Source organism: Pseudochryseolinea flava, from assembly GCF_003286915.1.
Taxonomy (GTDB): domain Bacteria; phylum Bacteroidota; class Bacteroidia; order Cytophagales; family Cyclobacteriaceae; genus Ohtaekwangia; species Ohtaekwangia flava.
The window spans coordinates 122,649-135,546 of the sequence record NZ_QMFY01000008.1; the positions used below are offsets into that span (position 1 = coordinate 122,649).

Consider the following 12,898-nt stretch of genomic DNA (forward strand, 5'->3'; position numbering starts at 1 on the left):
GAACTATGAATATTAAAATAAATACGATTAAAGTATCTGCATTGTTTTTGGGCTTGGCTGCATTGTGGTCATGTAGCTCAGATTTTATTGAACGTCCACCGGAAGATCGATATGTGGATGCTAACTTTTTCAAAACCGATGACCAAGTGTTGGCGTCAACGGCACCACTATACGCACGGACGTGGTTTGGGTATACCGATAAAGCTTCCTTCCCAATTGGGGATGGTCGCGCAGGAAACTACCGCGGTGGTTGGCAAAATTATGTTAGAAACGTAACCGAAGCTACCGAACCTGAACTTCGCGCGACCTGGTCTGCATTCTTTAACACTGTAGCCCATTGTAACGCTGTAGTCCGCAACATTGAAGCTTATGCCGGCCCCGAAGTAACAGAAGGAATCAGAAATCATGGACTGGCAGAAGCGCGATTTATGCGTGCGATGGCATACATGTATTTGGTTAGATTGTGGGGACCTGTTCCTATTATCGAAGACAACACGAAGTCGCTAACCAGTACAAATATCCGCACCAATACAATTGCCAGCGTTTATCAATTCATTGTGCGCGACTTCGAATTTGCCGCTGCAAACCTTCCACCCACGCCGCTTCAAACCGGTAGAATTACTTCATGGTCTGCAAAAGGGATGTTAGCTAAAACATACTTGTTTATGGCCTCTTACCATAGCTCGGGAGGAAACCGTGATCAGGATTATCTCGATCTAGCAAAAGACTACGCCGAAGATGTTTGTAAAAATAGCGGTCTAGCATTGCTCGAAGACTATTGGCAACTTTTCAGATCACAAAACGACAACAATGAAGAAGCGCTTGTATCGCTTCAATGGGTGTGGAACTCATCTTACGGTGGCGGAAATCCCTTACCATCGCAGTTCGCATACTCGAGCGACATCACTGGTTTCGATGATGGCTGGGGAGGATGGCAAGGTGCTACATCTGATCTAGTGAAATATTACATTGCAAATCAGCGCGACTCGATCAGAAGAAAAGCAACGCTCTTTTTTGACAACGATTATTACAACTATATGCATATGCGCAAGTTCGATGACAACGGAAACGCAACCTTCGTGCCGTTGCAATTCGAAGCCATTCAGAATAGATCTCAGGCGCCGATCAAAAAGTATATGCCAGGACCTCCAATCGACAACGATGGAAAAGGCGCTAGACAATCGACAGATAACAATACATACTTGCTACGATTAGCAGATGTTTATTTGGATTATGTGGAAGCCATTCTTGGGAACAATGGAAGTACCACTGATGCTGATGCCCTACTTTATTTCAATGCCATACGTGAGCGTGCAGGAATGCCGGAAGTAAATTCAATTACTGAAGCATCGCTTCTGCAAGAGAAACGAATCGAGTTTGCGATGGAACACCACTACTGGTATGAATTATTGAAGTGGTATTACAGAGATCCGGAAGCAATGAAAGCCTACGTTGGCGATCAGGATCGCGGCGACCCGCAAGTTTCATATGTGCCGAATACCAATCCAAAGCAATGGACAGCAACATATCCAAACGTAGAAAAGTATCCTTTGACGGATCAAAAACTCTACTTGCCATTGCCTGCCGCCGATGCAGCAGCGATGCCAAGCTTGACAATGGATCCAATTGATTATGAGTTCTAGTATGTGTGTTGCATACAGATTCAAACGAAAAAAGAATTGATATGAAAATAAGAAGCTATCAACTATTCAAATATTTTATGCTGGCGATTGTCTTGGCAGCAACAGGTGTAGTGTATACATCGTGCGAGTCGGATGAGACAACGGCAGCAGCTCCTCCTGTGATCACGGGTGTCCGGCTTACTGACCCAGAACAACGTGATAGTACATTCACGCAAGCTTTCCCTGGAACAACGATCGTAATCCAAGGTGATAACTTTGTAAATGTAAAAGCTGTCGTGTTGAACGGATTTAACTTGACATTCAATCCAAACTATGTCCTGAAAAATTCAATCATCATTGGTATTCCAGGAAATCTTCCGGTGAAGGCTCTGTATCCTGAATTGCCCAATACGATTGTGGTCGTGAATGACAAGGGCGAAGCATCGTTTGATTTTAAGTTTCTTGCACCAGCACCATGGATTCAGTTGGTGAAATTTCAACCACCAGCAGCGGTGGGAAAAACAATTACTATTCTTGGTGGTGATTTTTACGCGGTCGAGAAAATTCAATTTAAGGTCGATGATGACGTTGTAGCAGAGGTTACTGACTTCACGGTTGGTGAAGATTTCGATATGATCACCTTTGAGATACCTGATGGTGGAACGTCTGACGGAGAAATCGTAGTCGTAACGGAAAGTGGAGAAGCATCTACTGACTATTTAAGTAATCCATTCCCTGAATTTTTGTTCTTGAGTGATCTCTATCAAATTCCCGGCGACACGTTAACGATCGAAGGAAAGTATTTTGATTTTGTTGAGAAAGTTGTCTTTCCGGATGGAACAGAAGTGTTGAAAGAAGATTTGAAATTCAATGCACTCAATACAAAAATCGACTTGCTTGCGCCTGATATCGCTCCTGGCTCAGGACCTGTAATTCTGGTGACAGAGTTTGGCGACGAAATTGAAAGTCCGATCATCTATAACGAGATGTCAGGTGTATTTAAAAATTGGGAGAGCGAAGGCGGTGATTGGGGCAAGGGTACACGCGAACAAGCCGATGGTACCAAACCACCTTTCGTCGGAACAGGTAACTACCTGCATATGATTAGCCCGATGGATGCGAACGTTAACTGGTGGACCGATCCACTGGTGTTGACGGTGCAAACTTCTGATCGCCCTGCACCGGCTGGCGTAACGGATGCAACACCGATCAGCCAAATCGGAATCGCCTTTAACTATTACACAGGTAATCCATGGACGAAAGGTTATCTTGCCATTCGCTTTGGCGGACACCCCGGAAGTTCTCCCCATGCAAAAGTCGACCCCAACGACAACATCGCAGGTAAATCCATCACGCGTCGTTGGCAGACTTATGTCGTGCCTTTGAGCGAAATCATCGGCGGTGAAACTTGGGGTGGTCCTGTTACAACTTGGGGACAATTTAAAACTGCAACCAATGGATTTGATCCGTTCTTGTTCGCTCAATTCTTTAATGCTAACAGCGAGGCACAAACGGTAAATCAGTTCTGGGATAATATGAGATTTGTGAAACTGCAATAGACAATACACAAAACGTGTTTAAAGAGAGTGGTGATAGAAGCCACTCTCTTTTTATTTTAAGAGACTCATGAATGGACGGCAGTGGTGAGCCGATGATTAGTCTCCTCAATTTCTTACTTGTAAAAGTTGAGATGAAACATATCATACCTTAATGAGAGATATTTTATCCATCCATAACGTTTGTGCTACGGTATCTTGCTGCGAAAATATTGGTTTGAAATTTTATTGTAATGCAAAAGATTAGTCTCGTAATTTTATTCTTAGTGAGTTCTTGGTCGGGTTTTACGCAGTCAGCATCCCGAACTACAGTTATCTTTAATGAGGGATGGAAGTTTTTTCTTGGCGATAATCATCAAGCAAAGGACCCATCGTTTGATGATGTTACCTGGAGGAATATCAAGTTACCACACGACTGGAGCATCGAAGGAACTTTTAGCGACAAACATCCTGCAGGTGTAGGCGGTGGTGCACTCCCAGGCGGTGTCGGCTGGTATCGTAAAACTTTTAGTGTTTCGAAATCTGTTAGCGGAAAGAAGATGTTCATCGCGTTTGATGGTGTGTACTGCAATAGCGAGGTCTGGCTGAATGGACATTATTTAGGGAAAAGACCCAACGGGTACATTTCGTTTCAGTACGACATCACACCCTTTATCAATTTGGAGAAATCGAACGTTATTACTGTTCGCGTTGACAATTCTCAACAACCTAACTCGCGTTGGTATTCCGGCTCTGGAATATATCGCAATGTGTATCTTATAACGACGAAAGATATTCATGTTGATCAGTGGGGAACATTCGTGCAGACGCCAGAAGTTTCTAACGAAAATGCACTGGTTACCTTATCAACAACCATAAAAAATGGAAGTAAAAAATCAGCTTCCGTAAGCGTAGTCACAACGTTGATTAATGCCGAGGGAAAGCAAATATCCAAATCAACCACACTCGACGATGTAGCAGAATCGGGATCACGAAAGATTGATCAATCATTTCGCGTTACTAAGCCTACTCTATGGTCAATAGAAAATCCATATCAATATCAGTTTAAGACGGAGCTTTTTGTTGATCGGAAAAAAATGGACGAGTATGTCACGCCGTTCGGTGTTCGAGCTTTTTCGTTTGACGCAGCGAAAGGTTTTTCTCTGAATGGTGTACCGACAAAGATAAAGGGTGTTTGTCTACACCATGATTTTGGCTGTCTGGGTGCTGTATTCAATGTACGTGCAATGGAACGCCAATTAGAAATCATGAAAGCAATGGGCGTTAATGCCATTCGAACATCTCATAATCCACCGGCGCCGGCATTGCTGGATTTGTGTGACAGGATGGGATTTCTCGTGATGAATGAAGCATTCGATATGTGGAAGAGGGAGAAGAATAAGTTTGACTACCATTTGCATTGGGACGAATGGCACACGCGTGATCTTGAAGATCACATACTACGTGATAGAAATCACCCGAGTGTTTTTGCTTGGAGTGTAGGAAACGAAATCGGGGAACAATGGGATACAACAGGTGTGCGTATTACAAAAGAACTCGTTTCAATTGTGAAGCGTCTCGATCCTACACGTTTTACGGTGACTGCTAATAATGAAGTGAAGCCTACTAATAGTCTGATCAAAGCTGAAGCACTTGATTTGATAGGTTATAACTACAATCATAAAGCATACGAAAATTTTCCAAAGGATTATCCTGGGAAGATTTTTATCGGCACTGAAACAACATCGGCATTGGCAACGCGTGGCCACTATGATATGCCCTCAGATAGCATTCGCCGTTGGCCGATTGCGTGGGACAAGTTGTTTACAGAAGGAAATGCCGACAACACGGTCTCTGCCTACGACAACGTGAGCGCGCCGTGGGGATCTACACATGAGGAAACCTGGAAGCTTATGAAGAAGAACGATTTCTTGTCAGGTATGTTTATCTGGACAGGTTTCGATTACCTCGGTGAACCAACACCTTACGTGTGGCCATCAAGGAGCTCGTACTTCGGCGTTGTTGACCTCGCGGGATTTCCCAAAGATGTATACTACATGTATCAAAGTGAATGGACAAACAAACCTACGCTTCACATTTTTCCACATTGGAATTGGACGCCGGGGAAATTAGTCGACGTGTGGGCTTACTATAATCAAGCCGATGAAGTAGAGCTATTTCTCAATAACAAATCGCTGGGTGTAAAATCAAAGAAAGAAGACGAGCTGCATGTGATGTGGAGAATTCCATTCGAAGCCGGTACGCTCAAAGCGGTATCAAAAATAAATGGACAGGTAGTCATGACGAAGGAAATTAAGACAACATCGTCGCCTGCGCGTGTAATATTGACCGCCGACCGAAGTGAGATTAAAAATGGTAGCGATGATCTGTCTTTCGTGACTGTGAGCGTCGTTGATGCCGATGGAAACATCGTGCCCTACGCTGATAACTTAGTGAAGTTTACACTTTCTGATAATATTGAGATCGCGGGTGTCGATAACGGCGATCCAACAAGTCACGATTCTTTTAAAGCGACAGAACGCAAGGCGTTTCATGGATTAGCACTCGTTGTTATTCGCGGAAAAAATAGAAAGGGAACGGCGAAACTCACTGCGACGGCGGAGGGATTACAATCATCAACGATAGACCTAGTGTTGAAGTAATATTAGCATTGCTTCAATTGTGCAGAATGTGTTTTTTTGTTTTATGGGTCGCGCTTGAGTGGAGGTCATGATGATTCAACATTCAAGCGCTTTATTTGAAGACTATGAAAAGTATCATGACAATTCTTTTTGCGCTGTCGACTACAAATGGGTTGTTGGCGCAATCCGCTGATTCATCCAAATATTTTAAATCATTTGATGGAACACAAATTCATTATCAGGTGAAGGGAGATGGTTTTCCGATTTTGCTTGTTCATGGTTTTGTAGTGAACGGTGAGTCGTGGAAGCGAACGATGTTGTATAAAGATTTACTGGCATCGGGATATCAAGTTATCGTCGTCGATTTAAGAGGGAACGGAAAATCGGACAGGCCTCATCATGAGTCTGCTTATCTAAAAGATGCCGAAGCAAATGACCTCATGCAACTCATCAGCTTTTTAAAGATCAAGCGGTATGCCGTGGTTGGATATTCACGTGGTGCGATCATTACATCGCGGTTGCTTGTGTTGGATCAACGCGTGACGAAAGCTGTATTGGGCGGTATGGGATCTGCCTTTACAGATCCCGAGTGGCCACGTCGATTGATGTTTTATCGTGCGTTGTCGGGAGAGCCGGTTCCTGAGTTGGAAGGGTTTATCAAATATGTGAAAGAGTCAGGGCTTGATCAGCGATCCCTTGCGTTGATGCAGTATGGACAACCCTCAACAAGTGACGCCGAGCTATCAAAAAATGTCAAACCAGTACTGGTCATTTGTGGTGACAAAGATGAAGACAATGGTTCGTCTGAGGCTTTGTTTAAGATGATACCTCACGCGCAGTATAAGCGACCTCCAGGAGACCATAACAACACAGTACGAACAGCTGAGTTTTCTAACGAAGTGTTAACGTTCTTAAACGAAAAATAACAGTTGTAAGGGCGTGATTTGTATTGCTAAAGTTTAGCCTAACAATTCAATAACGATTACCTTGCATGGCTTTTTAATTCAAACCAATCAATCCCAAAATAAACTACATGAAAAACGTTTTTATGGTTAGCGCACTATGTGGTCTGCTAACAGCATGTGGAGCGCCAGAGCAGCATACGGCGAAGTCTACAGAAGAAAAAATCGACAGCTTGATCAGCGAGCTTACGATCGAAGAAAAAGTTGCCTTGATCCATTCGGAGTCGTCATTTGCTTCGGGCGGTGTGAAACGTCTCGGTATTCCACATTGGGTGATGTCGGATGGACCGCATGGCGTTCGGAAAGAACACGGTACGGATTATGTGCCAGATGAAGGTGTGGCGGACTCAATCACGTATTTACCAGTAGGGGTTGCGTTGGCATCAACGTGGAACCCAGAGCTTGGTTATCAATACGGTGAAGTACTTGGAAGCGAAGCCAACGCGCGTGGCAAAGATGTTATTCTTGGTCCTGGTATCAACATCATTCGAACACCTGTCAACGGAAGAAATTTCGAATACTTGTCGGAAGATCCCTACCTTATTTCCAAGATGGTAGTCGGTTATATCAAGGGTGTGCAAGACCAAGGAATTTCTGCGTGTGTTAAACATTTCGCTGCGAACAATCAGGAGACGCAGCGCACTCAAGTAGATGTGTACATGAGTGAACGTGCATTGCGTGAGATCTATTTGCCTGGCTTTAAAGCCGCAGTTCAAGATGCTGAAGTGAATACACTCATGGGGGCGTACAATAAATTCCGCGGACAATATTGCACGCACAACGACTATCTTGTCAATACAATCTTAAAGGGAGAATGGGGATTCAAAGGTGTGGTGATGAGCGACTGGGGTGCTGTACACAATACCATGGAAGCCATCAACAATGGAACGGATGTGGAGATGGGGACAGATCTTAGCTTGGGTTCAAATCCGAACTACGGAAAGTATTTCCTTGGCGATACTGTTGTGAGCCTGGTGAACAGTGGAAAGGTAGATGTGAAAATCATCGATGATAAAGTAAGGCGTATTCTCCGTATGATGTACAAAACGAATATGTTTGGAAAACGTCAATCAGGTGCATTCAATACGAAGGAGCATCAAGCAACAGCATTGAAAATTGCGGAAGAAGCCATCGTTCTCTTGAAGAACGATAACATACTACCGTTGAAACGTGAATCGGTGAAGACTATCGCCGTGATCGGTGCGAATGCTACGCGTAAGCATGCGGGAGCGGGCGGAAGTTCACAAGTGAATGCAAAATATGAAGTCACGCCGTTAGAAGGAATTCAAAAACTTCTGGGCGATAAAGTAGTAGTGAAGTATGCTGCGGGTTATGAAATCTCTAAAGAAGCGAAGGCAAATCCAGCGTTGATTCAGGAAGCTGCGAAACTTGCGGCGTCGGCAGATGTGGTAATTTATGTTGGTGGTTGGATTCACGGATTTTCCGATGCGTGGACCGACAATGCTTTCGATTCGGAAGACACTGATAAACCCAATATCATCTTACCATTTGGACAAGAAGAATTATTGAAGGCAGTTCAAAAAGCAAATGCTAAAAATGTCGTCGTGTTATATGGCGGAGCCGCTACCGATATGAATGCCTGGGAGAAACAAGCGAAGGCAATTGTCCAAGCGTGGTATCCAGGAATGGAAGGTGGAACGGCGCTTGCGAAAATTTTATTCGGTGAAACAAATCCTTCAGGAAAACTTCCGATGACTTTCCCGAAGAAACTTGAAGACAGTCCTGCGCATGCTAATGGTTCTTATCCCGGTGACAAGAATAACGGTTGGAAGGCTGAATATAAAGAAGGCATTTTTGTGGGTTATCGTTACTATGATCAAAACAAAGTGGCGCCAGCTTATCCTTTTGGATACGGCCTTTCGTATACGACATTTGAATTCGGGAAAGCGTCTGCAACGAAGGCAGATGGTGGAAATGTGGTCGTGAAAGTAACGGTGAAGAATACAGGTAAAGTTGCAGGTGCGGAGGTTGTGCAAGCATACGTGTCGGCAAGTGAGACCAAAATAGAAAGAGCGCCAAAGGAATTGAAAGGGTTTAAGAAGGTATTTCTACAAGCTGGAGAATCGAAAGAGGTTGAGATTACACTCGATCAGAATGCTTTTCAATATTATGATGAAGCCACAAAATCGTGGGCTACTGAAAAAGGCCGTTACACGATCTTGATCGGAAATTCATCTCGCAACACGCCAGTGACAGCGGATACTAATTTTTAACGAATAAATTTTGAGATCATCAAGAGCCTGCTCAAATTTGAGTAGGCTTTTTTTATGCTTAATGTGACTTCTTTGCCACGGTGGTATTATGAAAGCCTGCAGAGATTTTAAGTTTCGCAAAGTAGGTGCGTACTTGAACAGGAACATATCCCCCAATTAAGTTATTACCCTATGAGATTACTATTTCTCCTCGGTATTGGCTTCGCCATTTTTGTTTTCGTTCGCTGGGTCATGTCGGCAACGGCGAAAGATGAAAAGTGTTCGCGCTGCGATGGTCGCGGATTTTGGTACGGCACGCGCGGTAAAGAAAAATGTGAGTGGTGTCGTGGTTCGGGAAAGTTGCCCAAAGGCATCAATTAGCCAGAGCAATTATTGGCATCTTCTTTATATCGTTATCATCAAACTACATGCGTATGAAAACGATCATAATCCTGTTCGCTTCCCTGATTTGTTCACACGAGATTTTTGCGCAAATTCAGGATGCAGATACCGTTCGCAATCCCATTAAGCAAGGTGATCCTGCACCGCAAGTACTTCCTAAAGCCGACTACCGCCGGAGTCTTATCGTAATTAAAAAGCAAGAACTTCCGGTTGGTGTGAAGAAATCTTTGCAAAGTGATGAATTTAAAGGATGGGAGAAGGCAACTTTCTATCGCAACGATGCATCTACTATTTACCTTATCGAAATACAAGATCCAACGAAAACCAGAAGATATAGGTTTACCAAGGACGGTAAGCTTATCGACGAATAATACTCCGTGATTGGCGTGGGGCGTAGGAAGGAAAAATAATTCCAGGTGGGGGAGGCACATTTGTAGGGCTTTTCCGTTCTTCCATAAAGAACCCCCACCACTATGATCAAAAATTATCTGCTGATTGCGATCAGAAATTTCCAGCGCCAGAAAATGTTCTCGCTGTTGAATGTGTTCGGCCTAGCCCTTGGATTAGCAAGCTCCATTCTCATCTTCCTCTACGTAAGCGACGAACTTCAATACGATGCGATGCATCCTTTGGGCAATGACACCTATCGCGTCGGATGTACCGTAACCAATCCGGAAGGACAAACTTTCGACAATACAAGCGCACCAGGATTTTGGACGCGTGAACTAAAGGAGTCACGCGCAGAGGTAGTCCAAAATGTGCTCATTGATAACATCGGCTATCCAACCTCGCTACATCACAAAGCGGCAGATAAAATTATTCTCACAGAGGAAATTCGTTGGGCTGAACCTGGATTTCAATCTGTACTATACTTCAATTTAATTCAGGGGAATTTAGAAAAGATCTTCGAAGATCAGAATAGCATGGTGCTGAGTGAAAGTGGTGCGCGTAAATTATTCGGCGATCGTGATCCTATTGGTGAGATTGTCACCATCAAACATACGTGGGCAACGCGCGGAAAAGAAATCGATGTGAAAGTCACTGGCCTCTATAAAGACCTTCCCGCCAACTCACATTTCAAGCCAAACTATATCATTAATGTTAACGCACTTCGCGCTGTGGTTGAAGACTTTGCTGCTTACATGGAAGGAACACGCCTGCAAAATTCAGAGTGGTTTGAAAATTACCTTGTACTTAAACCTGGAACTGATCCAAAGGTGATGGAAGCAGGTCTGCAAAAATATGTCGACGTCATGGCACAATCCGATTCGGCGTTTGTTGCTGGAGGATGGAAAGTTACGCCATTCTTGAAATCGATATCCGAGATTCACTTTGATCAGAAGAACGTATGGGAACCTGGATACGGTGGAGATAAAAAATACCTAGCCATATTCAGCGCTGTAGCTATTTTGATATTGGTGATCGCGTGCATTAACTATATGAACCTCGCTACAGCACGTTCGGCAAGAAGAGCAAAAGAGGTCGGCTTACGGAAATCATTTGGAAGTAGAAGGCGAGAGATTGCTTATCAATTTTTCAGCGAGTCTACGTTGATGACACTCGGCTCTTTACTGCTAGCATTTGTGCTGGTCATTATATTCCTTCATCCGTTTAACCAACTTGCACACAAATCGTTCACGTTTGCGTCGTTGTTTAATCCGTTGCTCATGCTGATCATCGCCGGTGTCGTCGTGTTTATGGCGGTGGTGAGTGGTAGCTATCCGGCCATCTATTTGTCAGCGTTCCAACCCACAGAAGTTTTAAAGGGACAACAAGTAAGGGGTAAAGCCGCAGAGTTATTCCGGAAAGGGTTAGTGACGGTGCAGTATGCAATTTCATTGATCTTAATTATTTCTACACTTGTTGTCATTCGTCAGATGCAACATATGCAAGGATCAAAGTTGAATGAGCAAGGAAATCAATTGCTTTCGATTCGCTATGGTGGTACTGCTCCTCAGAATAAATATCAAACTTTTAAACAGGCCGTACTTCAAGATAAAGACATCCAACATGTGACCATGGCCAATCACTTGCCGCGGTTAAATTTCTTCGGGTGGATTGGCGTGACTTTTCAATTTCCTGATTTTGATGGGAAAGATCTTCAATGGAATCAGCTCAACGTCGATTACGATTTTGCTCGCACATATAAACTCGAAATTATTGCGGGACGAGATTTTGATGTGAATAGCGTAGCAGATTCGTTATCGTTAATTCTAAATGAAGCAGCGGTAAAAGCCTTGAATCAGCCCATTGAAAAAATTATAGGAACAACCGTTACGGAGGTAGGAGAAGTGAACAGAAATTATAAAGTGATTGGTGTCGTGAAAGATTTTCCCTTCCGGTCTATGCATCAAGAAATTGAACCGTTGGCGCTTAATCCTCATGTACACTTTATCGACCGCATTGCCTATGTTGAATTACCAGCAGGGAAAATTCAAGAGAAGATTAAATTCATTGAAAGTAAATGGAAAGAAGTTTTTCCAGGCATAGGCTTTGACTACTGGTTTGTGAGCGATGAATTTAATCGGATGTATGCTGTCGAAGGAACTGTTGCGTCGCTCGCAAAAACATTCGCGATTCTGGCAATACTCATCACCGCGCTTGGAATTTTTGGACTTGCATCCTATACCGCAGAACAGAAAACAAAAGAAGTGGGTATTCGAAAAGTACTCGGTGCCGCGGTGCGCCAAGTGGTGGGCATGTTTCTCTGGATCTTTTTCAAGATTTTTCTCATATCCGCATGCATCGCAATACCAGCAGCATATTTCTTGTCAGACTTCTGGCTGAAGAATTTCAAGTATCAAACGAATTTAAGTGTTTGGATCTTTGTGGCTAGCCTTGGTGGATTGTTGATCATCACCATGTTCACGATCAGCTATGAAACATGGAAAGCAGCAAAGGCGAATCCGGCGCGATCGTTACGAAGTGAATAACTACGCGGCAGCACGCGCAATAAGGGCACCGATGCGATCGCTCACAGGAATCTTTACAGCTTCTTGTATCGCCCTCGGTGTCATTTTCTTTAACGTCTTCTGTAAAATATCAACGACTTTGTCGTCGTCGTGTTTTGCAGCAAATTCTTCAAGATAGTATTCGATGAATACCAAGCACACTACATCTTCAAGCGTTTGTGTGTCGGTATTCGATTTTAATTCTTTCTTGAGCAGAAGGAACTTTACTTTATCAATGATGTCTTGGTCGTAGCGGCAACTGCTTAGTACCTGCTGTGCAATTTCAGCGTGATGAAACTTCTCAGCGTTTCGCCATTGAAGATATCCTTTCTTGTCCATAGAGTACGACTCGCGCGGAATTTCCCAACGACCAACGTGTTGCGCGCGGGCAGCGAGTTGCAAATACTCGGGTGCATTGGGCGCATAACGATTCAGGCGCTCCGTCATCCGGATACCGTACAACAATTCTTTTGGATGTGACTTCCCTTCAAAAACTTCTTGATGTGTATCATTCGCATTATACGCATCGAAGGTCGCAAATGCTCTTTCAAGTTTTTCGTTCGCTGACATG

The 12,898-nt window shown here is 43.8% G+C and carries 9 protein-coding genes; 8 read left to right on the forward strand and 1 reads right to left on the reverse strand.

Translation table 11 applies throughout. The annotated features are described in order from the left end of the window. The first annotated feature begins 5 nt into the window (after nt 1-5). The 8 genes from DQQ10_RS15995 (at nt 6) to DQQ10_RS16030 (ending at nt 12,309) form a co-directional block, all read left to right on the forward strand. Nucleotides 6-1,643 carry a RagB/SusD family nutrient uptake outer membrane protein gene (locus DQQ10_RS15995; RefSeq protein ID WP_165823962.1) on the forward strand — a complete coding sequence of 546 codons (1,638 nt, stop codon included), beginning with the start codon at nt 6-8 and terminating at the stop codon, nt 1,641-1,643. Nucleotides 1,644-1,684: 41 nt separating this feature from the next. Then, the gene (locus DQQ10_RS16000; protein WP_133259672.1) at nt 1,685-3,181 is read left to right on the forward strand and encodes a glycan-binding surface protein; all 1,497 of its coding nucleotides are present in this window, start codon (nt 1,685-1,687) and stop codon (nt 3,179-3,181) included. Nucleotides 3,182-3,411: 230 nt separating this feature from the next. Beyond that, on the forward strand, nt 3,412-5,820 hold the full coding sequence (gene galB / locus DQQ10_RS16005; protein WP_112747896.1) for a beta-galactosidase GalB: 2,409 nt from the start codon (nt 3,412-3,414) through the stop codon (nt 5,818-5,820). A gap of 104 nt (nt 5,821-5,924) precedes the next feature. Then, nucleotides 5,925-6,725 (forward strand): alpha/beta fold hydrolase, encoded by an 801-nt coding sequence (locus DQQ10_RS16010; protein ID WP_112747897.1) that lies wholly within the window; start codon nt 5,925-5,927, stop codon nt 6,723-6,725. Between the two features lie 107 nt (nt 6,726-6,832). Then, nucleotides 6,833-8,995, forward strand: a complete 2,163-nt coding sequence (locus DQQ10_RS16015; RefSeq protein WP_112747898.1) for a glycoside hydrolase family 3 C-terminal domain-containing protein — start codon at nt 6,833-6,835, stop codon at nt 8,993-8,995. 171 nt (nt 8,996-9,166) lie between these two features. Continuing rightward, nucleotides 9,167-9,355 (forward strand): hypothetical protein, encoded by a 189-nt coding sequence (locus DQQ10_RS16020; RefSeq protein WP_112747899.1) that lies wholly within the window; start codon nt 9,167-9,169, stop codon nt 9,353-9,355. A gap of 53 nt (nt 9,356-9,408) precedes the next feature. After that, nucleotides 9,409-9,747 carry a hypothetical protein gene (locus DQQ10_RS16025; RefSeq protein ID WP_133259673.1) on the forward strand — a complete coding sequence of 113 codons (339 nt, stop codon included), beginning with the start codon at nt 9,409-9,411 and terminating at the stop codon, nt 9,745-9,747. 102 nt (nt 9,748-9,849) lie between these two features. After that, on the forward strand, nt 9,850-12,309 hold the full coding sequence (locus DQQ10_RS16030) for an ABC transporter permease (protein ID WP_112747901.1): 2,460 nt from the start codon (nt 9,850-9,852) through the stop codon (nt 12,307-12,309). Here DQQ10_RS16030 and DQQ10_RS16035 read toward each other — a convergent pair whose 3' ends face one another. Beyond that, nucleotides 12,310-12,897, reverse strand: a complete 588-nt coding sequence (locus DQQ10_RS16035) for a DUF4202 domain-containing protein (protein ID WP_112747902.1) — start codon at nt 12,895-12,897, stop codon at nt 12,310-12,312. It abuts the gene before it with no gap. Nucleotide 12,898 lies beyond the last annotated feature (1 nt).

Bases quoted from the DNA above. Each gene is read 5' to 3' on its own strand.
- DQQ10_RS15995 (WP_165823962.1), top strand. From the start codon at position 6: ATGAATATTAAAATAAATACGATTAAAGTATCTGCATTGTTTTTGGGC.
- DQQ10_RS16000 (WP_133259672.1), top strand. From the start codon at position 1,685: ATGAAAATAAGAAGCTATCAACTATTCAAATATTTTATGCTGGCGATT.
- galB (WP_112747896.1), top strand. From the start codon at position 3,412: ATGCAAAAGATTAGTCTCGTAATTTTATTCTTAGTGAGTTCTTGGTCG.
- DQQ10_RS16010 (WP_112747897.1), top strand. From the start codon at position 5,925: ATGAAAAGTATCATGACAATTCTTTTTGCGCTGTCGACTACAAATGGG.
- DQQ10_RS16015 (WP_112747898.1), top strand. From the start codon at position 6,833: ATGAAAAACGTTTTTATGGTTAGCGCACTATGTGGTCTGCTAACAGCA.
- DQQ10_RS16020 (WP_112747899.1), top strand. From the start codon at position 9,167: ATGAGATTACTATTTCTCCTCGGTATTGGCTTCGCCATTTTTGTTTTC.
- DQQ10_RS16025 (WP_133259673.1), top strand. From the start codon at position 9,409: ATGAAAACGATCATAATCCTGTTCGCTTCCCTGATTTGTTCACACGAG.
- DQQ10_RS16030 (WP_112747901.1), top strand. From the start codon at position 9,850: ATGATCAAAAATTATCTGCTGATTGCGATCAGAAATTTCCAGCGCCAG.
- DQQ10_RS16035 (WP_112747902.1), bottom strand. From the start codon at position 12,897: ATGTCAGCGAACGAAAAACTTGAAAGAGCATTTGCGACCTTCGATGCG.